The organism is Microbacterium sp. W4I20 (assembly GCF_030816505.1).
GTDB lineage: Bacteria > Actinomycetota > Actinomycetes > Actinomycetales > Microbacteriaceae > Microbacterium.
Genome location: NZ_JAUSYB010000001.1, coordinates 2,041,907 through 2,065,246, shown reverse-complemented (window position 1 = coordinate 2,065,246; position 23,340 = coordinate 2,041,907). Strand labels below are relative to the sequence as shown.

Here is a 23,340-nt window from a genome sequence, read left to right as displayed (position 1 = left end):
CTCGATGTTGTCAAGAGTGCCGCCTGACCCGACGCCGGTCGCCCTCAGGCGAGCGGCGGAGTGTGCCAGATCCGATCGATGTAATCGCGGATCGAACGGTCGGATGAGAAGAAGCCGGTTCGGGCGACGTTCAGGATGGCGGACCGGTTCCAGGCCTCTCGATCGGCGTAGGCGGCATCCACCCGGTGCTGCGCATCGATGTAGGTCGCGTAGTCGGCGAGCACCATGAACCGGTCCTCGTAGAGCAGATTCGACACGACCGGTTCGAAGACCGAGCGGTCGCCGCCGGAGAAGGCGCCCGAGGCGATGAGATCGATCGCTCGGCGCAGGCCCGCGTCGGCGTGATAGAACTCATCGGGTCGGTAGCCGCGAGTGGTCAGCGTCTCGACCTCGGGCTCGCTCATGCCGAACAGGAAGAAGTTGTCGTCGCCGACGAGCTCCCGGATCTCGACGTTCGCGCCGTCATCGGTGCCGACGGTGAGAGCGCCGTTCAGGGCGAACTTCATGTTCCCCGTGCCCGAGGCCTCTTTTCCTGCAAGGGAGATCTGCTCCGACAGATCGGCCGCCGGGATCACGCGTTCCGCGAGCGTCACGTTGTAGTTCGGCGGGAAGACGACCTTCAGTCGGCCCTCGAGGCGCGGATCGTCATTGACGACGTCGCCGACGGCGTTGATCAGATGGATGATGCGCTTCGCCATCGTGTACCCCGGTGCCGCCTTGGCGCCCAAGATCACGGTGCGCGGCACGATGTCGGATGCCGCGACGGCACCGGAGACCACGCCCTCGTAGGTCGTGACGACATGGAGCACCTTCAGCAGCTGCCTCTTGTACTCGTGTAGCCGCTTGACCATCACATCGAGCATGTGACCGTCACTGATCTCGACTCCGTCCCGCTCGCGCAGGACCTCGCTCAGGCGGCGCTTGTTCGACGCCTTCACCCGAGCGAACGCGGCGCGGAACTCCGCATCCTCCGCGAACGGCTCGAGCTCGCGCAGACGTTCGAGGTCGGTGGTCCACCCGTCGCCGATGGCCGCGGTGATCAACTCCGAGAGCTCGGGGTTCGCCAGGCGCAGGAAGCGGCGCGGGGTGACGCCGTTCGTGACGTTGGTGAACTTGCCGGGGAAGAACGCGTCGAAATCGCTGAGCACCTTCTCGCGCAGCAGCTGCGAGTGGAGTTCGGCGACCCCGTTGACCTTGGCGCCGGCGACGGTCGCGAGGTAGGCCATCCGCACGGATCGCTCCGGATGCTCGGAGATGATCGACATGTCGCGCAGGAGCATCTCGTCGTCGCCGTGGCGCTCCCTCACCTCCAGGAGGAACTCGTCGTTGATCCGGTAGATGATCTCCAGGTGTCGCGGGAGCAGCCGCCCCAGCAGCTCGACCGACCACACCTCGAGCGCCTCGGGGAGCAGTGTGTGGCAGGTGTATGCGAAGCACTGACGGGTGATCGCCCATGCGGCATCCCATTCGAGGTGGCGCTCATCGATGAGAACGCGCATGAACTCGGGCACGGCGATCACGGGATGGGTGTCGTTGAGCTGGAAGATGACGCGCTCAGGCAGGTCCGTGAGCTCGAAGTCGTCGGCGAGCATGTTCTCGAGGAAGTCGTTGATGGATGCCGCGACGAAGAAGTACTGCTGCTGCAGCCGCAGCTCCTTGCCCTGCGGAGTCGAGTCCTCGGGGTACAGCACCTTCGAGATGTTCTCGGCGAAGGTCTGCGCCCGCACGGCCTCTTCATAGTCGCCGGAGTTGAAGATGCGCAGATCGAAGGCGCTGGTGGCGACCGCGCTCCAGAGCCGCAGAGTGTTGACGCGGCCGTTCTGGAAGCCGGGGACCATGTAGTTGTAGGGGACTGCCTGTACGTTCCATGCCGGGACCCAGCGGCTGCGGACTACTCCGTCATCGTCGTACTTCTCGGTGTGACCGCCGAACGCGATGGTCTGCGAGTCCTCTGGTCGCGCGAACTCCCACGGTGAGCCCAGCGTGAGCCAGGCGTCCGGCTGCTCCACCTGCTGACCGTCGACGAACGTCTGCCGGAAGATGCCGTACTCGTAACGGATGCCGTAGCCGATGCTCGGCACCGCCATCGTGGCCAACGAGTCGATGAAGCATGCGGCGAGACGTCCGAGTCCGCCGTTGCCGAGGCCGGGCTCGACCTCGTGGGCGCGGAGTTCATCGAGCGAAACGCCGCACGAGGCGAGGGCCTCCTCCGCGACCTTCGCGAGGTCGGCCGCCAGCAGGTTGTTGTCGAGCTGTCGGCCGAGCAGGTACTCGGCCGACAGGTAGCACACCGCCTTGGCCTGGGTCTCCTTCTGTCGCCGCAGATCCTCCAGCCATCGCGCCATCAGATAGTCGCGGACCGTGTGGGCGAGCGCGAAGTAGCGGTCGTTCGCGCTCGAGGCCGACAGGGCGACGCCGCGATCGAAGTTGAGGTTGTGCAGGAACTGCTTCGCGAAGTCGTCAGGCGTGCTCGGCGGTGCAGTCACGGGGGCGAGGGCGAGGGGATGCGATGCGGTCACCTGACGACGGTACCGAGAACGCGCAGGTTCGGGAGAAAAAGTTGTCGACGTCGACGTGCTGTCGACATCATGAAGCGCCGACGACGCGCACAGACAGCCAGCGGATCACCGTGCGGGCACGGAGCACGCTGGCCGTCGTCGACCACATCACCCGGCGTCGGCGAGGAGCTGCCGCCTCCGTGCGCGCAGCTGGTCGTGCACGACGATGACGGCGAGGAGGAACAGTGCGATCGCGACGACGGAGAGCACGAGCGGGAGGGCGTCGGCCAGTCCCACTCCCAGCTGGGTGGTGCCCTGCGGCGTCTGCTTCACCTCGACGAACACGGCGCCGAAGTATCCGAGGCGCCGACCCTCGGTCGAACCCGCCGAGAACATGAGCCAGATTGCGGTGATGACGGCGGTGCCGACCGTGGCGACGAGAGCTGCCACGAGGCTTCCGATGATCCTAGACAACCACTTCATGACGTTCGATCCTTTCGATCTTCTGCATCCCGATGGCACATAAATCACCTCAAGAGATTCATCAAGCAACTCGATCGTGACAGGCGCTTGCCGCAGGAAGCAATGCACATGAGCGCTATATATTGTCATATGAGGACAGTTGACATTGACGCAACGTCAACTTCTAGGCTGAAAGCACAACAACGGAAGGAGGATGCAGATGGAGCAGAAGGACTGGTCGATCCAGGAGATCGCACGGCTCGCGGGAACGACGAGCCGCACGCTGCGGCACTACGACGACGTCGGGCTGCTGCCCCCGTCGCGCATCGCGCCGAACGGGTACCGGCACTACGACGCCTCGGCGCTCGTGCGCCTGCAGCGCATTCTGCTGCTGCGGGAGCTCGGCCTCGGGCTGCCGCAGATCGCCGGGCTCCTCGACCCTTCGTCAGGCTCAGGGGCCGATGGCTCCGAAGCATCCGCTCTTCAGACCCACCTCGCGCTCCTGCGTGAGGAGCAGGACCGGCTGGCGCGACAGATCGCGTCGGTCGAATCCACCATCGACTCATTGAGAGGAGGTGAAGAACTCATGGCAGAGAACATGTTCGACGGCTTCGACCACACCCAGTACAAGGAGGAGGTCGAGGACCGTTGGGGAAAGAAGGCCTACGCCGACAGCGACCGCTGGTGGCGGGGCATGACGGATGCTGAGCGCACCGAGTGGCAGCAGCGCGTGTCCGACCTCGGACGCGACTGGATCGCGGCCGCGGAGAGCGGCATCGATCCGGCATCCGCTGAGGCGCAGGACGTGGCAAAGCGCCACGTCGAGTGGCTCACGAGCGTGCCCGGCACGCCCGCCGCCACCCTTCGACAGGCTCAGGGACCCAACTCTGATGTCAAGGGCTACGTGATCGGGCTCGGCGAGATGTACGTCGCAGACCCGCGCTTCGGCGCGAACTACGCGACGGCCGACGGCGGCACCCGCGGTGCGGAGTTCGTCCGCGACGCGCTCCGCATCTACGCGGAGGGCAACCTGTAACACTCTCGGTTCCTGAGCGAGCGCAGCGAGACGAAGGACAGCCCCGCATGGGCGCCCTTCGTCTCGTCGCTTCGCTCCTCGCTCAGGAACCGGGAAGTCGCTCCTCGCTCAGGAACCGGGAAGTCGCGCTCCTCGCTCAGGAACCGGGAAGTCGCGCTCCTCGCTCATGAACCGGGAATCAGGAACCGGGAAGTGATATCGACACGGTCGCCTGCGCGCAAGGGGGCGCGCCTGTCGGAGGGTCGGGCGGTAGGGTCATCGCATGAGGGAACGACGGCAGCGCACGAACGCTGCGCCGCTGTTCGTGGCAGCATCCGTCGCATACGGGGCGAACGTCGCTCTCGGCACCGCGGTCGCGACGAAGGTGATCGACACCTCGAACTTCCGCTGGCTGCACCACGCGCTCTACATCGCGACCTGCACCACCGTCGTCGCTGCGGTCAGCGCGCTCTTCTGGGGCGCCCCCAGACGCGCCAGCCGCCGCGCGGCCCTGGCTCTCGCACCGGCCGCGATCCCGCTCGCCGCCATCCCGTATCTCGGGTCGCACGGCCGACGGCATCCGCTCGTCGCCCTCGCCGCGGCTCCCTTCGTCATCGCGGGCCTCGTGTGCTCGCTCCGCCCCGCAACCCGGAAGTGACCGCATGGAACTGCTCGACGCCATCCGCCGCCGCAAGACGACCAACGGGGCGATGCTTCCCGACCCGGTCTCCGAAGAGCACCAGCGCCTGCTGCTGGAGGCGGCCGGTCGCGCACCCTCGCAGCTGAACAGCCAGCCGTGGCGCTTCGTCGTGATCGAGAGCCGCGACACGATCGAGCGGATCGCCCGCATCTCGGGCGAGAGCATGACGGAGGCGATGTCGAACGGCACGTTCTTCGAGCGCTACAAGCCGTACTTCCGCTTCAGTCAGGCCGAGATGGAGGAGAAGCGCAGCGGGATGCTGTTCGACAAGCTCCCGGCCGCGCTCCGGCCCTTCACCAGCCAGGTGTTCACCAAGCGCGGGCAGACGCTCATGAACACGTTCGGGGTGCCGAAGACCCTCGGCTCGGAGAACCAGAAGCTCGTCGCCGGATCACCTCTGCTGCTGGGCGTGATGCTCGACCGCAGCGAGTACCGGCCCGGGCAGCTCTCGTCGTTCTACTCGGTGTTCAGCATGGGCGCCGCGATGGAGAACATCTGGCTCACGACCGTCGAGCTCGGCATGGGCATCCAGTTCATCTCGTTCCCGATGGAGGTTCCCGGCAAGTGGGACGAGATCGTCGACCTGCTGCACGTTCCCGACGACCTCGAGCTGATGGCCGTCTACCGGCTCGGCTACCTTCCGCCCGAGCAGCGCCGACCCGCGATCGACTGGTCGAGCAGCCAGCGCAAGCTCGCCTCGCAGTACGTGTTCCGCGAGACCTGCGAGACCCCGCAGCAGGGGTGGGACGAGGCTCAGCTCCCGCACGAGAGCTGAGGCTCAGCGCGACGGACTCAGGCGCGACCCGAGCGGGGGAGCTCCTTCAGATCCTCCAGCGCCGGTCCTTCGATGCGGGTGCCGTCGGGGGCGAAGCGCGAGGCGTGCAGCGGGCAGTCCCACGTGCACTCCGCGTCGTTCCAGTCGAGCACGCCGCCGAGGTGGGTACACACGGCACTCACCGCGCGGGTGACTCCATCGACGGTCGAGACCGCGACCGGGAGTCCGGCACGGTTCGCCACCACGCCCTGGCCTTCTTCCGGCTGCGGCACCGGGACCTTCCGCGACTCGGCCTCCACCCAGCCCGAGGTGGCTGCGGCGGCGACCTTGGCTCCTTCGACCGCACCCTGAGCGAGGTCGGCGGGCACGGTCAGGCGCGTGCCGATCGCGTTCATCCATGTCGAGCGCTCCCGCCACGGGATGCCGAGGATCTCGGCGGTCAGGCGCAGCGCGGCAGCCGGAGCGTTCGACAGCCCCCACTTGGCGTAGCCGGTGGCGAAGCGGATCGCACCGAGCCCGCGCGGCAACGCGCCGACGAACGGGATCTGGTTGTGCGACTGGTAGTCCTGCGCCGACCAGCGGTGCGTCTCCTCTGCTCCGGGGAAGTGCTCGGTGGTCCAGGCGACGAGGTCGGCGACGGCCGCAGCCTCGCTGTCGGAGCGCCCGACCGGGTGGCCGTTCCCGCCGACGACGAGCTGGGCGGTGCCGCCGGGGCCGTCGGCATCCGAGACCGGACGGATCGACCGCGTCGGGCCGTCGACCGAGAGGAACGTCCCCTCGAGCAGCTCGCCCGGCACCCGGAACGAGACGCAGTACGACCGCATCCCGCTGGTCTTCGAGAAGTAGAGCCCTCGATCGAGGATGACGCTGCCGGTGGCCAGCACGATGTGGTCGCAGAGCAGCGTTCCGGCGGACGTGTCGACGCGCGGCGTGGGGAGCGCGTGAGCGCCGGTGGCGCGGATGCCGGTGTGCAGCGTTCCGCCCTCGGCCAGGAACTCGCGGGCGAGAGCCGCGGTGACGGTGACCGGATCGATCGTGACCTGGTCGTCGAGCGCGACCGCCCCGGCGATCGGGAACGGCATCGCCGGCAGGTCGCCGGGGGAGAGCATCCGCGTCGGCAGCCCCGCCTCGGATGCCGCGTCGTGCTGAGCCTGCACGTCCTCGAGCCCGTCGGGCCCCTGCGCGTACGAGTGGTCCGTGCGCCAGGTGTACGGCACGCCGGCGCTGTCGGCGAAGGAGGTCAGCCAGTCCATGCCCTCGCGGTTCGCGTCGACGTAGGCCCGCACGAGCCCGGCGGGGGTGATGCTTACGGATCTCCGCGAGGCGCTTGCCCTGCAGCAGTGAGAGCTTGCCGGTGTTCCCTCCGGTGGCGAGCTCGGCGATGTCTCCGGCCTCGATCACGGCCACGTCGAGCCCGGCGCGCGTCAGCATCACGGCGGTGGTGAGTCCGGTGAGCCCTGCTCCGACGATGACGACGTCGTGCTGCGCACCCGGCTCGAACGGGGAGCCGGTGGGCAAGGACGTGTCGTTCTTCCAGAGTGGCTTCATGGGGTCAGTCAACGCCGTCGACCCGCAGTCACCCACCGGCTTGACAATCGGATGCTGCGCGGTCAAAGATCCGGCGCGCATCCCGCGACTACAGTGACGAAGGTGAATCTCCGTCGCGTGCTGTTCGTCGCTCTCGGCGGCACGATCGGCACGGCCGCCCGGCTCGGGCTCGGCCTCGCCGTCCCGGATGCCGGCGGGTTCCCGTTCGCGGTCCTGATCGCGAACGTGGTCGGCGCCCTGCTCATCGGCGCCCTCGCCGCGCGGCCGTTCTCCGGGCTCAGCGAACCGGGAGCCGCGGATCTCCGCCTGCTGCTCGGCACCGGCGTGCTCGGCGGGTTCACCACGTACAGCGCCTTCATGACGGGCGCGATCGCGCTCTGGGCCGATGCTCCTCTGCTCGCCGCGGCCTATGCGGTCGGGAGCCTCGCGCTGGGCCTCGCCGCCGCTGCCCTCGGGCTCCGGCTCGGACGACCTCGAACGGCGGCCGCCCGATGAGCCCGCTCCTCTTCCTCGGCGCCGCGCTCGCCGGAGGTCTCGGCGCGGTACTGCGGTACCTCGCCGATCGGGCCGTCGCGCGCATCGCCGGTCGCCGGTTCCCGTGGGGCATCCTGCTGGTGAACCTCTCCGGGTCCTTCGCGCTGGGTGTCGTCACGACGGCGCTGCCGGATGCCGCGTTCGTCGTGGGAGCCGGCCTCCTCGGCGGTTACACCACCTTCAGCACCGCCATGCTCGACACCGTCTCCCTGTGGCGCGACGGCGAGCGCCCGGCATCCGCTTTCAACGCCATCGGGATGCTGCTGCTCGGGCTGGCGGCGGCCGGTCTGGGGCTGGCTCTCGGTTCGCTGGTCTGAGCTGCTTCGCCGCGCTACCCGGTGATCGCGATCCGGTCCCGCGCCGCGTGCGCGATCATCGTCGGCACCACCGTCGCGATGACGTTGAGTGCGAGGAGGGTGAGGCTGATCCCGGCGAAGTAGCCCCACGCGATGCCGAAAGCCGGAGCGCCTGTCGTCGCGATGAGCGCCGGCTGCAGCACGGCGATCATGACGACGCTCAGGAGAAGCCCGACGCCGCTGCCGGTGACCACGACGATCACGGCCTCGAAGACGGCCTGACGCTTCTGCTGCGCCGGGGTCGCACCGGCGAGCTCGGCGAGGTGGATCTCCCGTTCGCGCTGCTGACCGGCCATGAACACCAGCACGACCGAGCCGGTGACCGAGATCGCCAGCGGAAGACCCGCGATGAGCACGAAGCCCGCGACGTCTGCTTCGGCGCCGCCCGCTGAGGCCTGCGAGAAGAGGGCGGTGAAGAGGAAGACGGCGATCGCGATCGATCCGACGGTCGCGACGCTCCGCGCGGTCGCGGCGAGCAGCGTGGACCGGGCGAGGAACCACGATGCGGAGACGTGCTCCGGCACCACGCGCGTCCACACGCGGATGAGGCCGATCACGATCAACGGCCCGCCGACGATGAACGCGACGAGGGCGAAGAGCCCGGTGAACAGGCTGCTGTTCCCGGCGCTGGACATCGTCGTCGACGAGAGCGCCGTGATCGCGAACGCGACCGAGATCGCGCCCCACACGAGCATGCCGATCCAGCGCTTCCTGGTCATCGGCAGTTCGCGCACGCCCTCGGAACGGATGGCCTCGAGGGGACTGATCGCCCGCAGCTCCTTACCCGCCGCCCGCACCGCGACGATGCAGATCAGGATGCCGGCAGCCGCGCCGACCGCGTAGCCGACGTAGATGTTCCCGGTCGTCATGGGCGGCGTGAAGAGCAGGTCGGTGGCGCGTAGCAGGTCGAGGATCCACTCGACGGTGAGCAGCGCCACTGCGGCCGCGACCGCGAAGGCGACGAGCGAGAGCAGCGCGATCTGCGCGCGCAGGATGCCGAGCATCTGCCGGTCCGTCATCCCGGCGAGCTGCCAGAGCGCCATCACCCGCCGCCGCTGGTAGACGATCGTGTTCACGACATTGCCGACCGTGATCGACGAGACGACCGCGACGATGACGAAGCTGAAGCTCGTCGCGCTGACGATTCCCGACGGAAGGAACGAGGCGATCTCCGGAGGGATGGTCGCCCCGGTGGAGTCGACCAGCGGCGGCAGATCGCGGGAGAAGGTCATCCACAGATTCCCGATGCCGACGAAGAGCAGACCGGTGACCCACATCGCGCACAGCTGCGTCACGGCGAGGACGAGCAGCGAGCCCGCCCAGATGCGGATCGAGTGCCGGAGGTCGGCCACGACGAGGTCGCGCATGTCAGGCGGCCCTGCGCAGCTCGACGAGCTTCTCGGCGACGCTCTCGCTGGTGGGCGCGCGCATCTCCGAGACCAGGGCCCCGTCACGAAGGAAGACGACGCGGTCGCACTGCGCCGCGACGGTCGGGTCATGGGTGGCCATCACCACGCACTGGCCGTGCTCCTTCGCCGAACGCTGCAGCAGTCCGAGGATCGCGGCGCCGGTCGCGGTGTCGAGCGCGCCCGTCGGCTCGTCCGCGAAGACGATCTCGGGGCGGGCGGCGATGACCCTGGCGATCGCGACGCGCTGCTGCTGCCCGCCGGAGAGCTCGCTGGGCTTGCGCCTCTCCTTGCCCTCGAGCCCCACCGCGGCGAGCGTGCGACGGATGTGCGCGACGTCGAGCTTCTTCTTGGCCAGGCGCATCGGCAGGGCGACGTTCTCGAAGACGGTGATCGAGGGGATGAGGTTGTATTGCTGGAAGACGAAGCCGACGTGCTCGCGGCGGAACTCCGCGAGCTCGGTGCGGTTCAGGGTCGCGATGTCGACGCCCAGGAGCATCGCCCGGCCGCTGGTGGGCACATCGAGGCCGGCGAGGTTGTACAGCAACGTCGACTTGCCGGAGCCGGACGGGCCCATCAGGGCGGTGATGGTCGCGGGCTCGAACCCCACGGTCACCCCGCGCAGGGCGTGCGTGGTCTCCTCGCCGGTACCGAACACCTTGGTCAGGGCGTCGGCGTGGATGAGCGATGTGGACGGCACGGAAGACTCCTCGTCGGAAAGCGGGCGAATCGCAGACCGTGGGGGTGCCGGTCGAGCTTCGAGTTCGGCTTCACAGTAGGGGGTGGCGTCGGTGCCGCCCACCCGGTCGCCGAACTGGGGAGAAAGATCATCCCGTGGGAGGACGCGGAGTGGTACCACGGTCCGAAATTCCGCGGAATATCGGTATTTCTCAGCATCCTCGCAACCCGGGAATGTACAAATGTACATGTACGGATGTCCAAGGGGTTGAGATGGCAGAGAGCATACGTCGACGACGTGATCCTGAAGCGCGTCGTCGCGCGATCATCCTGGCTGCGGCCGAGCTGATCGTCGAGGTGGGCGCCGACGGCATCACCCACCGCATGGTCGCGGCGCGCGCCAACGTGCCGCTCGGCGCGACGACCCAGTACTTCGACACCCTCGACCACCTCCGAGCCGCCGCCCTGCGCGCACTCGCCGATGAGGTGGATGCCCGGCTCGACGGCGTCCGCATCGCGCTGGCCCAGCGCGGCGCGAGCCCTGCGGTGATCGCCGACCTGATCGCCGAGGGACTCGACGACGCCGACGCGGTGAAGGCCGATCGCGCGGTCGTCACCGCCGCGATCCACGACCCGCGCCTGCGCAAGCTCGCACGGCACCTCTCCGAACAGCTCGTCGCCTTCCTCGAGCCCACCTACGGGGTCGACCGTGCGACCGCCGCGATGATCTTCATCGACGGCGTCATGTGGAGCACGCAGATCCGCGACACCGCGCTCGACCGCACGTTCATCGAGACCGTGCTCACCCGCATCCTCGGCATGCCCGAGACTGAAACCACCCCCGGTCGCACCGCAGCGCCGTCCGCACCCTGAACCGAGGAAAACCGCCGTGTCGAATCTCGCCGTCCTGAGCCTGAAGAACCGGGCGCTCATCGCCCTCATCACGATCGTCGCCGCGGTGTTCGGCGGCCTGGCACTGACCAACCTCAAGCAGGAGCTCATCCCCTCGCTCGAGCTGCCGAACCTCATCGTCTCGACGACCTACCCGGGCGCATCGCCGGAGGTGGTGGAGAATGACATCTCCACACCGGTCGAAGCCGCGATCCAGGGCGTGCCCGGACTCGAGGACACCACCGCGACGAGCACCACGAACGCCTCCATCGTGCAGGCGACCTTCGCCTACGGCACGAACCTCGCCACGGCGGAGCAGAAGATCCAGCAGGCGCTCAACCGCATCTCGAGCCAGCTCCCCGAGGACGTCGCCCCGCAGGTGCTGGCGGTCTCGATCGATGACTTCCCGGTGATCCAGGTCGCGGTGACCGGCTTCGAAGACGCCGAGAACGCGCAGTCCGAACTCGAGACGGTGGCGATCCCCGAGCTCGAAGACGTCGACGGCGTCAACGCGGCCCAGATCGTCGGCGGCGTCGGCCAGCGGATCAGCATCACGCCGGATGCCGCGAAGCTCGCGGCCGAGGGGCAGAGCACCCAGGCGATCAACACCGCGCTGCAGCAGAACGGCACGCTCTTCCCAGGTGGCGACATCACCGAGAACGGCGAGACGCTCACCGTGCAGACCGGCGCGAAGATCACCTCCGTCGATGAGCTCGCCGCCCTGCCACTGGTCGGCACGACGCTGACCATCGGCGACGTCGCGACCGTCGTGCAGGAGTCCGACCCGGTCAGCTCGATCTCGCGCGTCGATGGCAAGGACGCCCTGTCGATCTCGGTCACCAAGCTCCCGGCCGCCAACACGGTCGAGGTCTCGCAGGGAGTGACCGCTGCGCTCGACAAGATCGGCGACGCATTCCCGGATGCCGAGTTCACGATCATCTTCGATCAGGCGCCGTTCATCCAGCAGTCCATCGAGAGCCTCGCGACCGAGGGCCTGCTCGGCCTCGTCTTCGCCGTGATCGTGATCCTCGTCTTCCTGCTGTCGATCCGCTCGACGCTGGTGACCGCGATCTCGATCCCGACCTCGGTGCTGATCACCTTCATCGGCCTGCAGGCCTTCGGGTACTCGCTGAACATCCTCACGCTCGGCGCGCTCACGATCGCGATCGGACGAGTGGTCGATGACTCCATCGTCGTGATCGAGAACATCAAGAGGCACTACGTCGGCGACGCCGACAAGGGCGACGCCATCCGGCTCGCGGTGCGCGAGGTCGCGATGGCGGTCACGGCCTCCACGATCACGACCGTCGCGGTGTTCCTTCCGATCGTGTTCGTCGGCGACATGGTGGGGGAGCTGTTCCGGCCGTTCGCGATGACCGTGGCGATCGCGATGATCGCCTCGCTGCTCGTCTCGCTCACGATCGTGCCGGTGCTCGCCTACTGGTTCCTCCGCCCCGGCAAGCCGCTGCTCGACGAGAACGGCGTGGCGATCGACCCGGAGCACCAGGACGCACCGCCCACGGCGCTCCAGCGCGGCTACCGCCCGATCCTGGGCTGGACGCTCAAGCACTCCGCCGTCACGCTGATCCTCGCGGTCGTGGTGCTGGGTGGAACGCTCGCGGCAGCGCCGCTGATGAAGATCAACTTCCTCAGTGACTCGGGCCAGAACACCATGACGGTCACGCAGGACCTCGGTCCGACCGCGAGCCTCGAGGCGAAGTCGGATGCCGCGACCAGCGTCGAAGACGCCCTGCTGGCCATCGACGGCATCGAGCACGTGCAGGCATCCATCGGATCGAGCGGCTCGGCGCTGCGCGACGCCTTCTCGGGCGGAGCGGGCGTCACCTACTCGGTGCTGACCGACGGCGACGCCGACCAGGAGAAGCTGCGCGCCGACGTGCAGAAGGCGATCGACGGTCTCGGCGACGAGGTCGGCGAAGTGTCTGTCGCAGCATCCGCCGGCTTCGGCTCCAGCGACATCGAGATCTCGGTCTCGGCATCCAACGCCGACGACCTGCAGACCGCGACGACCGCCGTGGTCGACGAACTCGACGGCCGTGACGGCGTCGGACAGGTGACCGACAACCTGGCGGCCTCGCTGCCCTACATCGCCGTGGTCGTCGACCGGGATGCCGCGGCCCAGCGCGGGCTCTCCGAGGTCGCCGTCGGCTCGATCGTGTCGAACACGATGCGTCCCCAGCAGGCCGGCACCGTCGAGATCGACGACACCGCTCTGACCATGTACATCGTCACGCCGGAGCCCCCGACCACGGTCGAGGCCCTGCAGACGCTCGCGATCCCGACCCCGCTCGGCATCGTGCAGCTGCGGGACATCGCCACGGTCGAGGAGCGCAACGGGCCGACGTCGATCACGACCGAGCAGGGCCTGCGCACCGCGACGATCACCGTGCCGCCGGCATCCGACAACCTCGCGACCGCCACGGCGTCGGTGACCGCTGCGCTCGCCGCGGTCGAGCTGCCGGACGGTGCGGACGCCGAGGTCGGTGGTGTTGCCTCGCAGCAGGCCGACTCGTTCTCGCAGCTCGGACTCGCGATGCTCGCCGCGATCCTGATCGTCTACGTGGTCATGGTCGCGACGTTCAAGTCGCTGCGTCAGCCGCTGGAGCTGCTCGTCTCGGTGCCGTTCGCGGCGACCGGTGCGATCCTGCTGCAGATCGTCACGGGAGTGCCGCTCGGCGTCGCTTCGCTGATCGGTCTGCTGATGCTCATCGGCATCGTGGTGACGAACGCGATCGTTCTCATCGACCTGGTGAACCAGTACCGCATCAAGGGGCTGTCGACGGCGGATGCCGTGAAGGCCGGCGCCGAGAAGCGTTTGCGGCCGATCCTCATGACGGCGCTGGCGACGATCTTCGCGCTCACCCCGATGGCGCTGGGCATCACCGGCCACGGCGGGTTCATCTCGCAGCCGCTCGCGATCGTCGTGATCGGCGGGCTGATCTCGTCGACCGTGCTGACGCTGATCGTGCTGCCGACGCTCTACAACCTCATCGAGGGCCGGAAGGAGCGGCGCCAGGCCCGCAAGGGCGGCGGGTCGGCTGCCGCGGCGTCCGGTTCGGACGCACCCACCGGTCCCGAGGCGCCCTCTGCTGCTGCATCGGCGGAGTCGGCGACGGTCGACGCGTCCGGTCTGTCGGATCTGTCGCACCTGACGCGCCGCGAACTGCGCGACCGCGGGCTGGTCTGACCGCCAGCGCGTTCACAATTCAGCAAGAACTCCGTGCGGGGGGTGAGATCGACCGATCTCACCCCCCGCACGCGAATTCTGACTGAATTGTGAACAGCGTCGGCGCGAGACCGGACGCGCTGGTCAGTCGAGCGCGATGCCCCAGCGGAGGCTCCAGGACTCACCGGGGGCCAGTCGACGGATGCCGAGGCCGCTGTTCAGCGCATCTGCCGGGGCGGTCATCGGCTCGATCGCGACGGCGAGCTCCTGCCCGGGGTACTTGTCGGTCGTGAACACCTGCACGTAGTCGAACCCTTCGCCCTGCCACACCGTGAGGCGGCGGCCATCGGGTGCCGTGAGGGTGGTCCTGACCAGCCCGTCGGCGTCGCGGGCAAGGTCCGTGAACCCGGTGTCGAGCGAGGTGTCGCCGATCCGGATGCCGTCGCGCAGAGCCGCATCGGCCGGGCGGGTGCCGGTGGGCAGCATCCGGTCATCCGTCTCGAACGCGGTCGCCGCGGGCACTCGCAGTACCAGGTCATGCGTGTCCACGTCGCCGATCATGACGAACGGGTGCGTGCCGAGTGCGACCGGAGCAGGCTCCGACGACCGGTTGGTCAGCACGTGCACCACCTCGATGCCGTCGTCGGTCAGGAGGTAGGTCACCGACGTCTCGATCAGGTATGGGTACCCCGTCTGCGGCACGACGGTCGCGCTGAGTGTGGCGGCGGCATCCGTCTGGTCGATGTCATAGGCGACGAAGCGGAGCAGGCCGTGGCTGGCGTTGTGGAACTTCGGCTCGGTGATCGCGAGCTGCCGGGGCGTGCCGTCGTCATCCCACACCCCGTCGCGCACCCGGTTCGGCCACGGCGTGAGGACCACCCCCGAGCAGGAGGGGGTGGGGATGTCCAGCGGATACGCGGTGACCAGGTCGACGCCCCCGATGCGGAGGGAGCGCAGCGACGCGCCCACCTGGGCGATCTGCGCCGTCACGGCGCCGGACTGGAGGTGTACCTGGGTGCCGGTGGGGAGAGCAGAGTTCACTCCGCCATCGTACGGTCGCGGAGGACTCTCTCAGGCGCACCCGCTAGACTCGTTCGGTCGGCTTCGGACACCCGCGCATGGCGCGGACGTTTTTGTGTAAGAAGTGTGAGTCCAGGGGCCGATGGTGAGCGTCGATCGACGCAAATCAACCATCACATGAATGGCCCCGGCCGCTGACAGTCCGGAACCCCGCATCGTCTGTTGAGACGAACGCAAGGGTGCTCGCGCATGCGCGCAGCGCTGTTCTCGTGCGAGAACTCAGAAGGACAACTGCTTTGCCCAAGAACAAGAAGCCCCGCGGCGGACGACCCGCTGCCAACTTCGAGCCGCGCTACGGCGCCAAGAAGACCTCGTTCCACGACCGCCACACCACCGGTCGCGACGCCGCCCGTCCCGAGCGCGGTGGACGAGCGGATGCCGGCGAGCGTCGCAGTGCGCCCGCCGCAGGCGGATACGACCGTCGCCCCGGTAGCCGCAGCGTCGGTCACCGCGGATACCGTCCGGCCGAGGCCGAGACCGGTGCCCCCAAGCAGCGCTGGAACGCGCAGGAGCGTGCGGGTCGCGACGAGGCCCGCGGCATCCGCAACCGCGCCGAGTCCGGCCGCCGCGAGGCACCGCACCACCGCAGCGACGAGCGCACCGAGCGTCCTCGCTTCAACGACCGCGCCTCGACCGGTGCGCGTCGTTTCGACGACCGCCCGGCCCGTGACGGCGGACGCGACGAGCGTCCTCGTTTCGACCGTGACGACCGTTCGCGCCGTGACGACCGTGGCGGCCAGCGTCCGACCGGTCCCGGCACCTACCGCGACGAGCGCGGCGGCCAGCGCGACGAGCGTCCGCGCCGCGACGACCGCGGAGCGGGAACGCAGCGCCAGGGCTTCCGCGACAACGACCACCGTGACGGCGGCAGTCCGGTCCGCGATGACCGTCGCGGCCAGCGTCCGACCGGTTCGGGGAGCTACCGCGATGACCGGGGCAGCGACCGCGGCGGCCAGCGTTTCGATCGTGACGAGCGTCCGCGCCGTGACGACCGCGGCTCCGCGCCGAGCCGTGGCGCGGAGCGCCCGGAGCGCTCGTACGACGCCGACCGTGCCCGTCGTGCTTTCGACCGCGACCGCACGCAGCGGTCGTTCGAGGGCGGCCGCGACGAGCGTTCGCGTCCGTCGACCGGTGGCGCGTACCGCACCGACCGTGTGCGCCCGCTGACCTCCGACACCCGTGGGCGCCCGTCGCGCAACGAGCGTCCGAGCCGCAACGACTGGAACGCGAAGCCCGCCTCCGCACCGACCAAGAAGTTCGAGCAGGGCGAAGATGTCGTGCACGATCGCCTCGAGGCGAAGTCGGTCGCGGCCGTCGAGGTCGATGGCGTGACGTTCGGCGACCTCGGTCTCGGATCGAACATCGTCGACACACTCGCCGAGCTGGGAGCGGCCTCGCCGTTCGCGATCCAGGCGGCCAGCATCCCGGCCGTCCTCGAAGGACGTGACGTTCTCGCCCGTGGCCGCACCGGCTCCGGCAAGACCATCGCCTTCGGGGCGCCGCTCGTCGAGCGCGTGCTGCAGTCGCAGGCCGGCAAGCGCCGCGAGTTCGGCCGGAAGCCGCGCGCGATCATCCTCGCTCCGACGCGCGAGCTCGCGCTGCAGATCGACCGCACGATCCAGCCGATCGCCCGCAGCGTCGGCCTGTTCACCACGCAGATCTACGGCGGCGTGCCGCAGGGTCGCCAGGTCGGTGCGCTCAAGAAGGGCGTCGACATCGTGATCGGCACCCCCGGTCGCATCGAGGACCTGATCAACCAGGGCAAGCTCGACCTCTCCGACTGCCGCATCGCGGTGCTCGACGAGGCCGACCACATGTGCGAGCTCGGATTCGTCGAGCCCGTGCAGCGCATCCTCCGTCACACGGCCGACGGCAGCCAGAAGCTGCTGTTCTCGGCGACGCTCGACCGCGAGGTCGCCGCACTCGTCGACGAGTTCCTGATCGACCCGGCCGTCTTCGAGGTCGCCGGTGAAGACCAGGGCTCGAGCCAGATCGAGCACCGCGTGCTCGTGATCGAGCACCGCGACAAGGCCGACATCCTCACGTCGCTCGTCGACCGCGCTGGCAAGACGCTCGTGTTCGCCCGCACCCGTGCTTACGCCGACATGCTCGCCGAGCAATTCGACGATGCCGGCATCCCGGCCGTCTCGCTGCACGGCGACCTGAACCAGGCCAAGCGCACGCGCAACCTGGAACGCCTCACCTCGGGCCGGGTCAACGTGCTGGTGGCGACGGATGTCGCCGCCCGCGGCATCCACGTCGACGACATCGACCTGGTCGTCCAGGCCGATGCGCCCGACGAGTACAAGACGTACCTGCACCGGTCGGGTCGAACCGGCCGCGCGGGTCGCTCCGGTCGCGTCGTCACGCTGATCACGCGTCAGCGTCAGCGTCGCATGACCGAGCTGCTCGAGCGCGCCGAGATCGACGCGCCGTTCGAGAACGCCCGTCTCGACGACGACATCATCGAGGAGATCACCGGTCGCGTGCCGACCGCGGCCGATCTCACCAGCTGAGCCGCTGAGTCGCGTCGGCCGGGAGGCCGAGGCGTGCACAACTCAGCAAGAATTTCCCGAAAGGGCCCAGGACCACCCGTCCTGGGCCCTTTCGGCGTCATTCTGGAGGAATTGTTCACGGCCGGACCTGGGGAGACCTGCCCTGCGCCCCGAAAAGTGTTTGCACATACGCTGGAGTAATGCGTTTCCAGCGGGGGGTCGGTCGTGCGGTGTCAGTCGTGCTCGGAGTGGCGGTGGTTCTCGGAGGCCTCGCCGGATGTGCCAGGACGAACGAGAACATCGTGGAGCTGCTCGAGCAGGAATCCGGCGTCACGGTGGTCGAACTCGTCGGCGGCTCGGGGCCGAAGCACTACGAGATCACGCTCGATGACAGCATCGCTGCCGCCGATGTTCCCGACGTCGCCGCGCGCCTGAACGACGTGACCGATTCGGCGGTCGACGACCGCTGGACGTTCGCTGTGCGATCGGGCGCATGGGAGTGGCGCCTGGGAGGCGACGACGAGCAGGTGTCGGAGCTCGCCGCGACGATGACCGCTCTCGACGAGGTCGAGGGCGTCTACAGCGGCAGGGGGTCCGTGGGCGAGAGCGGACTGCATCTGGAGGTTGTTGCCGAAGCCGGCGTCGACCCGGTAACTCTTGTGTCGCCTCTGACGGAGGCTGCCGCTTCCGGGCCGATCGGAGGAACACCGCAGCTCGTCGTCAGCGACCTGCAGGAGCGGAAGACGATCGAGATCCGCGACCCGGCGGCATTGCAGCCGGCATTCGAAGTGGTGGAGGCAGTGGCGTCAGCGGGCGTGATCCAGACGTATTCGCTGAAGGATGACGCGCTGACCCTCCGCATGCGCACCGCAGCCGACGCGGCAGCAGTGACGCCCGTGGTCGATGCGTTCATCGCCACCGAGCCGGGCCTGAAGGTCACGCTCAGCGCCGGCATCGTCACGACGACCGGGCGCGATGCTGATGCCGATGCGCGGGTCGGAGAGATTCTCGCGCCGATCGACGGTGTCGTCTCGGCGCGGGTCGAGACGCGATCGGCGCAGATCGACATCCTGATGATCACCACGGCGGATGCCGAGACCGCGCTGGCGGTTCAGCAGACGCTCGCCGCGTCGCCGGCGCTGCTCGAGCCCTATCGCTCGCTGCAGTTCTCCGTGCAGCAGGAAGACGGACCGGGGATGCGGGTCAAGGCGCTCAGCACGAACGCGACCGGCTACCTCGGCAGTCTCGAACCCGCCCTCGAGCTGGCCGCCGCCGAGGGGGTGCACGCCGTGACCCTCACGCCGAACACGCTGGACGTCGTGATCGAGCACGACGTCGACATGGTCGCTCTCGTGCCGGCGATCAAGTCGGTCGCAGTGCGCGAGCAGGAGGCAGAGATCTTCGGATCGACGCTTTGGGGGCCGAACCTCGAGCATGCGGCGTATTCGTTCGACGTCCTCGGCAAGCTGCACACGAACCTGGTGAACGGATACGGCGACAAGCAGGAAGAGTTCGTCACGGCCTGGAACGACGCTCTCGGCGTCTGACCCCCTCGCCGACAGCAGTCGGCCGACTGATGCGCGGGCGCTCAGCCCAGTTCGTGCTCGTGGATCGCGGTCGTCAGCGACGTGCCGTTCAGGTCGACGTAGAGCACCTGCTCGGTCACCGTGAGCGTCAGCATGTTGCGGCGCGCGATCAGCGGCACGGCGGACTCGATGAAACCGGGGTCGAAGCTGTACACCCGGATGGCGTCGGACCGGTGAATCTTCTTCCCGGCCCACGGTGCCATGACCTTGGCGGGGTCGCGGTGCGTGTAGACGACGGTGCGCTCGGCGAGCCGGCTGCCGTAGTGCAGGCGCTCCGCGTCGGGTGCGCCGATCTCGATCCAGGCCAGGATTGTGCCGGTCATGTCGCGCACCAGCACGGCCGGTTCCTCGGTCGACGAGATGCCGTCCCCGAAGGTGATCCCCTCCGCGTACTCGAGCCCGTGCGCGAGGACCCGGGTGAGCATGTAGGCGTCGGTCTCGGACGGATGCCGGGCGACCCGCAGCGCGTAGTCCTCGTAGACGCCCCTGTCGGTGTCGGCCAACTGGACGTCGAACGTGTGCATCGTGGAGCCGGTAGCCATAGTGATCGAGCCTACGGGCTGAGGGTCGGCCGCCCGACCGTTAATGCGTCGTCAGAACAGAGTCGGCTGCGCAGAGGCTGCCGCGGCCGGCCCGGTCGTCCGGAAGGCGACCGCCCCGCTCGGCCGCCCGGTCTGCTGGCCGCCCTGACGCCAGATCGATTCGACGTGCCCCTGACCGGGACGCGTTCCGCGCTGCGGGTAGTCGTCCTCGTGCCGGCCATCGAGGCCGTGTGCGCGGATGAGTGGACGGACTCGCTTGGACAGCCACTGCCGGTAGGCCTTGGGAGCTTCGGCGGAGACGCCCGGATACAGGCCGCGATACGACGACACCAGGTCGGGTCGCGCTTCGCCGAGCCACTGGAAGAACCAGGGCTTCACGCCGGGGCGCAGGTGCAGGGCGCCGTAGATGACGTTCCGCGCGCCCGACTCCTTGATGCGCCTCAGTGCCTCGTCGATGGCGGTGACCGAGTCGGTCATGTGCGGCATGATCGGCATCAGGAAGACGGTCACCGGGAAGCCGGCATCCGCCAGCGCCCGCACGGTGTCGAGCCGAGCCTGGGTGGTCGGGGCTCCGGGTTCGATCGCCTTCTGCAGCTCGTCGTCGTACATGGCGATCGACATCTGCACGTCGACATGCACGCGCTCGGCGGCCTTCACGAGCAACGGGATGTCGCGCCGGATCAGCGTGCCCTTGGTGAGGATCGAGAGGGGCGTGCCGGATGCCGCGAGCGCCTCGATGATGCCGGGCATGAGCTTGTACCGGCCTTCGGCGCGCTGATAGGGATCGGTGTTCGTGCCGAGCGCGACGGTCTCGTGCTGCCAGCTGCCCTTCCGCAGCTCCTTCGCAAGCACATCGGCCACGTTGACCTTGACGACGATCTGCGAGTCGAAGTCGGCGCCGCCGTCGAGGTCGAGATACTCGTGCGTGCCGCGGGCGAAGCAGTAAATGCAGGCATGCGAGCATCCGCGATAGGGGTTGATCGTCCACGCGAACGGCATCCGCGATGCGCCGGGCACGTGATTCAGCGCGGATTTCGACAGCACCTCGTGGAACGTCATTCCGGCGAACTCGGGGGTGGTCACCGAGCGCAGGACGCTCGAGCGGTCTTCGAGCCCGGGCAGCGCCGCAGCATCCACATCTCCGAGCTTCTGTCCCTGCCACCGCATACCTTATTCGAACATAGAAACGAATGAGGGGCAAGAGGTGATGCGACATGCGTTCGAATGGAAGAATGGTCGGATGCACGTCACGCCGCACGCCCAGCATGCGGCTCCACGGTCCCCGATCCGTGGCCCCGCACTGCCGATCGGCGTCGCCGTCACCGCGATCGGGATGCTGTTCTCGATCGCGTCTGCGCCGATCGCGTCGTCGAACGAGCCCGCGATGCCCGAGCCTGCCGCGGTGATGCAGGTGCCGACGGTGCAGGTCGACGCGACGCCCGCCGCCGATCCGTGCGCCGATCCCGCGGTGACCGAAGCGCTCGCGAACGGCGATGATGCCGGGGCGATCGCCGGCTTCGGGGGCGGCGAGAACTTCCGCGCGGCCGTGGTCGCCGGCAACGCCCCCTGCATCTCGCTGAGCGATCCTGCCCGGCTCTGGGTCGTGGTGAACAAGAACCGCCCGCTCGATCCGCCGGAGTACGAGCCGCGCGGCCTGAACTCCGTGCCGCTCCAGATGACGACGCCCTCCGGAGAGGTGCGCTCCGACGTCGCGGCGGCCGTCGGCCGGATGGCGGATGCGGCCGAAGCGGCGGGTGTCGGGCGCATCGGCGCGAACAACGGCTACCGCTCCTACGGCCTGCAGGTGACGACCTACGCGAACCACGTGCGCTCCCAGGGGCAGTCGGATGCGGATGCCGGATCGGCGCGCCCCGGGCATAGTGAGCATCAGACGGGGCTGGCGCTCGACGTGGTGGCCTGCGATGCGGGCTGCGGTGGTCTTGACGGCTTCGGCGGCACGGGTCAGAGCGACTGGGTCGCGGCGCACGCCTGGGAGCACGGGTTCATCGTCCGCTACGAAGAGGTCGGCACGCCGGTCACGGGGTACGCGCCCGAGCCGTGGCACCTCCGATACGTCGGCGTCGAGCTCGCCGAGGCCTACCATCAGGGCGGATTCCACACGCTCGAGGAGTTCTTCGGGCTGCCTGCGGCGCCCGACTACACGGGCTGATCGGGGCGTCGGCAGCCCGCGTTGCGGCATCCGACAACTGCGGTACCCAGTCTCACGAATTGTGGGATGCATTCTCACAACGTCCTGTGTCGAGGGCATCGTCCGCCATAGAATCGCCGGAGCAACGATGCACGACACGTTCAGGAGGACGGCATGGAACGCGACATCTATGAAGAGGATCACGAGGCTTTCCGCGACCTCGTCAAGGATTTCGTCAAGCGCTACGTGACCAACGCGACGATCGAGAAATGGGATGCCGACGGCGAAGTCGATCGTGCCACGATGCTCGCCGCCGGTGAGGCCGGGATCGTCGGCCTGTCGGTCCCCGAGGAGTTCGGCGGCGCCGGGATGCTGCAGGATTACCGCTTCCGCGCGGTCGTCAACGAAGAGGTCATCGCAGCCGGCGCCGGTTCGCTCGCGGGCGCGTTCGGCATCCAGGACGACCTGGCGATCCCGTACCTCGTGCACATGGGCACGCAGGCGCAGAAGGAGAAGTGGCTGCCTCGCATGGCGACCGGTGAGGTCGTCGGCGCTCTCGCCATGACCGAGCCCGGCGCAGGATCCGACCTGCGCGGCATCAAGACCACCGCGAAGAAGGTCGACGGCGGCTACATCGTCAACGGCGCGAAGACGTTCATCTCGTCGGGTGCGACCGCCGACCTCGTGGTCACGTTCGTGAAGACCGGCGAGGGCAACCGTCCCGACGCGTTCAGCCTGGTGCTGATCGAGAACGGCATGGAGGGCTTCGATCACGGCAAGAAGCTGCACAAGATGGGCTTCCAGGGGCATGACACCGCCGAGCTGTCGTTCAGCGACGTGTTCATCCCCGAGGAGAACCTCATCGGCGGCGTCGAGGGCAAGGGCTTCGTGCAGCTGATGATGAACCTGCCGCTCGAGCGTCTGTCGATCGGTGTCGCCGGAGCCGCAGCCGCGCAGGCCGCGCTCGACTGGACGATCGCCTACACGAAGGACCGTGAGGCGTTCGGCGAGCGGATCATCGACTTCCAGAACACCCGGTTCAAGATCGCCGACATGGCCACCACGGTCGACGCGCTCTGGGCCTACATCGACCGCGCGCTGCTCGCGTACTCGAAGGGCAAGCTGTCCGCCGAGGAGGCCGCGAAGGTCAAGTTCTGGGCCACCGAGCGCGAGTGGGAGGTGCTCGACACCGGCGTGCAGCTGCACGGCGGCTACGGCTACATCACCGAGTACCCGATCGCCCGCGCGTTCCTCGATGCCCGGGTGCACCGCATCTACGGCGGCACGAACGAGATCATGCGCGAGATCGTCGGACGGCAGATCGCGGGGAAGCGGTAGCGGTCGCGTTCGGTCCGAATCGGAGCGCACGTCCCGGGAGGGATTCCGGGCGTGCGCTTTCTGCCGCTGCACGCGACTCATCTCTAGAGTGGTGCGCATG

The 23,340-nt window shown here is 68.4% G+C and carries 19 protein-coding genes and 1 pseudogene; 11 read left to right on the top strand and 9 right to left on the bottom strand.

Features of this window, described 5'->3' with window-relative positions; all coding sequences use genetic code 11:
• Window positions 1-44: 44 nt before the first annotated feature.
• The gene (locus QFZ21_RS09955; RefSeq protein ID WP_307377332.1) at window positions 45-2,519 is read right to left on the bottom strand and encodes a glycogen/starch/alpha-glucan phosphorylase; all 2,475 of its coding nucleotides are present in this window, start codon (window positions 2,517-2,519) and stop codon (window positions 45-47) included.
• Window positions 2,520-2,666: 147 nt separating this feature from the next.
• On the bottom strand, window positions 2,667-2,981 hold the full coding sequence (locus tag QFZ21_RS09950) for a hypothetical protein (protein ID WP_307377329.1): 315 nt from the start codon (window positions 2,979-2,981) through the stop codon (window positions 2,667-2,669).
• Window positions 2,982-3,180: 199 nt separating this feature from the next.
• On the opposite strand from QFZ21_RS09950, the gene QFZ21_RS09945 reads away from it, so the two are divergent.
• From QFZ21_RS09945 to QFZ21_RS09935, 3 genes are all read left to right on the top strand, one after another.
• Window positions 3,181-3,996: a MerR family transcriptional regulator gene (locus tag QFZ21_RS09945; RefSeq protein ID WP_307377326.1), complete on the top strand. Its 816-nt coding sequence runs from the start codon at window positions 3,181-3,183 to the stop codon at window positions 3,994-3,996.
• 262 nt (window positions 3,997-4,258) lie between these two features.
• Entirely contained in the window at window positions 4,259-4,633 is a 375-nt protein-coding gene (locus QFZ21_RS09940; protein WP_307377324.1) for a hypothetical protein, read from the top strand.
• 4 nt (window positions 4,634-4,637) lie between these two features.
• Window positions 4,638-5,450 (top strand): nitroreductase family protein, encoded by an 813-nt coding sequence (locus QFZ21_RS09935; protein ID WP_307377322.1) that lies wholly within the window; start codon window positions 4,638-4,640, stop codon window positions 5,448-5,450.
• 17 nt (window positions 5,451-5,467) lie between these two features.
• On the opposite strand, the gene QFZ21_RS09930 is transcribed toward QFZ21_RS09935, so the two are convergent.
• Both QFZ21_RS09930 and QFZ21_RS09925 read right to left on the bottom strand, forming a co-directional pair.
• Window positions 5,468-6,736 carry an FAD-dependent oxidoreductase gene (locus QFZ21_RS09930; RefSeq protein ID WP_307377320.1) on the bottom strand — a complete coding sequence of 423 codons (1,269 nt, stop codon included), beginning with the start codon at window positions 6,734-6,736 and terminating at the stop codon, window positions 5,468-5,470.
• A 118-nt stretch (window positions 6,737-6,854) separates the two neighbouring features.
• Window positions 6,855-6,998, bottom strand: a pseudogene (locus tag QFZ21_RS09925) (FAD-dependent monooxygenase); the annotation flags it as partial.
• 102 nt (window positions 6,999-7,100) lie between these two features.
• Here QFZ21_RS09925 and QFZ21_RS09920 point away from each other — a divergent pair.
• Both QFZ21_RS09920 and QFZ21_RS09915 read left to right on the top strand, forming a co-directional pair.
• The gene (locus QFZ21_RS09920; RefSeq protein WP_307377318.1) at window positions 7,101-7,493 is read left to right on the top strand and encodes a CrcB family protein; all 393 of its coding nucleotides are present in this window, start codon (window positions 7,101-7,103) and stop codon (window positions 7,491-7,493) included.
• Window positions 7,490-7,849, top strand: a complete 360-nt coding sequence (locus QFZ21_RS09915; RefSeq protein ID WP_307377316.1) for a CrcB family protein — start codon at window positions 7,490-7,492, stop codon at window positions 7,847-7,849. The genes QFZ21_RS09920 and QFZ21_RS09915 overlap by 4 nt, the downstream gene beginning before the upstream one ends.
• A gap of 14 nt (window positions 7,850-7,863) precedes the next feature.
• Here the strand turns inward: QFZ21_RS09915 and QFZ21_RS09910 are convergent, their stop codons facing one another.
• Both QFZ21_RS09910 and QFZ21_RS09905 read right to left on the bottom strand, forming a co-directional pair.
• Window positions 7,864-9,255, bottom strand: coding sequence for an FtsX-like permease family protein (locus QFZ21_RS09910; protein ID WP_307377313.1), 1,392 nt, complete (start codon window positions 9,253-9,255; stop codon window positions 7,864-7,866).
• A gap of 1 nt (window position 9,256) precedes the next feature.
• Window positions 9,257-9,994 carry an ABC transporter ATP-binding protein gene (locus QFZ21_RS09905; RefSeq protein WP_307377311.1) on the bottom strand — a complete coding sequence of 246 codons (738 nt, stop codon included), beginning with the start codon at window positions 9,992-9,994 and terminating at the stop codon, window positions 9,257-9,259.
• 251 nt (window positions 9,995-10,245) lie between these two features.
• On the opposite strand from QFZ21_RS09905, the gene QFZ21_RS09900 reads away from it, so the two are divergent.
• Window positions 10,246-10,845, top strand: a complete 600-nt coding sequence (locus QFZ21_RS09900) for a TetR/AcrR family transcriptional regulator (RefSeq protein ID WP_307377308.1) — start codon at window positions 10,246-10,248, stop codon at window positions 10,843-10,845.
• 16 nt (window positions 10,846-10,861) lie between these two features.
• Window positions 10,862-14,071 (top strand): efflux RND transporter permease subunit, encoded by a 3,210-nt coding sequence (locus QFZ21_RS09895; RefSeq protein ID WP_307377305.1) that lies wholly within the window; start codon window positions 10,862-10,864, stop codon window positions 14,069-14,071.
• 123 nt (window positions 14,072-14,194) lie between these two features.
• On the opposite strand, the gene QFZ21_RS09890 is transcribed toward QFZ21_RS09895, so the two are convergent.
• Complete coding sequence (locus QFZ21_RS09890) at window positions 14,195-15,091, bottom strand: aldose 1-epimerase family protein (protein WP_307377302.1); 897 nt, start codon at window positions 15,089-15,091, stop codon at window positions 14,195-14,197.
• Between the two features lie 275 nt (window positions 15,092-15,366).
• Between QFZ21_RS09890 and QFZ21_RS09885 the strand changes: the two genes are divergently transcribed.
• A complete protein-coding gene (locus QFZ21_RS09885) occupies window positions 15,367-17,646 on the top strand; it encodes a DEAD/DEAH box helicase (RefSeq protein ID WP_307377299.1) in 2,280 nt (759 codons plus the stop codon).
• Between the two features lie 179 nt (window positions 17,647-17,825).
• Window positions 17,826-19,172: a hypothetical protein gene (locus tag QFZ21_RS09880; RefSeq protein WP_307377297.1), complete on the top strand. Its 1,347-nt coding sequence runs from the start codon at window positions 17,826-17,828 to the stop codon at window positions 19,170-19,172.
• A 41-nt stretch (window positions 19,173-19,213) separates the two neighbouring features.
• Here QFZ21_RS09880 and QFZ21_RS09875 read toward each other — a convergent pair whose 3' ends face one another.
• A complete protein-coding gene (locus QFZ21_RS09875; RefSeq protein WP_307377294.1) occupies window positions 19,214-19,753 on the bottom strand; it encodes a YaeQ family protein in 540 nt (179 codons plus the stop codon).
• Between the two features lie 51 nt (window positions 19,754-19,804).
• The gene (locus QFZ21_RS09870) at window positions 19,805-20,920 is read right to left on the bottom strand and encodes an Rv2578c family radical SAM protein (protein WP_307377291.1); all 1,116 of its coding nucleotides are present in this window, start codon (window positions 20,918-20,920) and stop codon (window positions 19,805-19,807) included.
• 73 nt (window positions 20,921-20,993) lie between these two features.
• Here QFZ21_RS09870 and QFZ21_RS09865 point away from each other — a divergent pair, with 73 nt between their 5' ends.
• Window positions 20,994-21,923: a M15 family metallopeptidase gene (locus QFZ21_RS09865; protein ID WP_307377288.1), complete on the top strand. Its 930-nt coding sequence runs from the start codon at window positions 20,994-20,996 to the stop codon at window positions 21,921-21,923.
• A 153-nt stretch (window positions 21,924-22,076) separates the two neighbouring features.
• On the top strand, window positions 22,077-23,240 hold the full coding sequence (locus tag QFZ21_RS09860; RefSeq protein WP_307377285.1) for an acyl-CoA dehydrogenase family protein: 1,164 nt from the start codon (window positions 22,077-22,079) through the stop codon (window positions 23,238-23,240).
• Window positions 23,241-23,340: the final 100 nt, after the last annotated feature.

Bases quoted from the DNA above. Each gene is read 5' to 3' on its own strand.
- QFZ21_RS09950 (WP_307377329.1), bottom strand. From the start codon at position 2,981: ATGAAGTGGTTGTCTAGGATCATCGGAAGCCTCGTGGCAGCTCTCGTC.
- QFZ21_RS09945 (WP_307377326.1), top strand. From the start codon at position 3,181: ATGGAGCAGAAGGACTGGTCGATCCAGGAGATCGCACGGCTCGCGGGA.
- QFZ21_RS09940 (WP_307377324.1), top strand. From the start codon at position 4,259: ATGAGGGAACGACGGCAGCGCACGAACGCTGCGCCGCTGTTCGTGGCA.
- QFZ21_RS09935 (WP_307377322.1), top strand. From the start codon at position 4,638: ATGGAACTGCTCGACGCCATCCGCCGCCGCAAGACGACCAACGGGGCG.
- QFZ21_RS09915 (WP_307377316.1), top strand. From the start codon at position 7,490: ATGAGCCCGCTCCTCTTCCTCGGCGCCGCGCTCGCCGGAGGTCTCGGC.
- QFZ21_RS09910 (WP_307377313.1), bottom strand. From the start codon at position 9,255: ATGCGCGACCTCGTCGTGGCCGACCTCCGGCACTCGATCCGCATCTGG.
- QFZ21_RS09900 (WP_307377308.1), top strand. From the start codon at position 10,246: ATGGCAGAGAGCATACGTCGACGACGTGATCCTGAAGCGCGTCGTCGC.
- QFZ21_RS09880 (WP_307377297.1), top strand. From the start codon at position 17,826: ATGCGTTTCCAGCGGGGGGTCGGTCGTGCGGTGTCAGTCGTGCTCGGA.
- QFZ21_RS09875 (WP_307377294.1), bottom strand. From the start codon at position 19,753: ATGGCTACCGGCTCCACGATGCACACGTTCGACGTCCAGTTGGCCGAC.
- QFZ21_RS09870 (WP_307377291.1), bottom strand. From the start codon at position 20,920: ATGCGGTGGCAGGGACAGAAGCTCGGAGATGTGGATGCTGCGGCGCTG.
- QFZ21_RS09865 (WP_307377288.1), top strand. From the start codon at position 20,994: ATGCACGTCACGCCGCACGCCCAGCATGCGGCTCCACGGTCCCCGATC.
- QFZ21_RS09860 (WP_307377285.1), top strand. From the start codon at position 22,077: ATGGAACGCGACATCTATGAAGAGGATCACGAGGCTTTCCGCGACCTC.